Source organism: Ralstonia sp. VS2407, from assembly GCF_052950655.1.
On the sequence record NZ_JBRFVG010000249.1, the window covers coordinates 1 to 469 of the forward strand.

General features: G+C 62.7%; 1 protein-coding gene. It reads right to left on the bottom strand.

Annotated features, from left to right (window positions below):
• On the bottom strand, window positions 1-401 hold a 401-nt coding region (locus ACU8YE_RS24870), incomplete at its 3' end, for a glycosyltransferase (protein ID WP_446930208.1).
• Window positions 402-469: the final 68 nt, after the last annotated feature.

Sequence of the window (469 nt, forward strand, 5' to 3'; positions counted from 1 at the left end):
TCCCGACACCGCTGCGGGTCCGCCAAGAGCTCGCTCAGGGCATCTGCAGTAGCTGCGGCATCCTCAGTATCAACAAAAATCCCAGCCCCGTAACCATCGAACATCTCGCGCCAGGCCGGAAAGTCCGAAGCCGCAAATGGCACTCGGGAAGCCATGTACTCGAACAGTTTCGTCGGCAACGACGCGACATAGTTCGGCAGCGGCTTGAGGAAGACCAGTCCGACCTGCGCGCTGGCCAACACCTGCGGCACCTCGGTAGGGGCGACCAGACCGAGATGCTCCACAAACCCTTCTGCCACGGCATGCTCCACCGTTTCCTGGCAGCGTGGCAGCACACGTCCGGCCAGCACCAAATGCGCCTGTGGCACCTGCTTACGGACTGCGCGCGTCACCTCGATCATGAAGGAAAGCTTGCGCTCCTCCGACAAGTCCCCGACGTATACGAGCTGCCCCGGCACCGGCTTGGGTG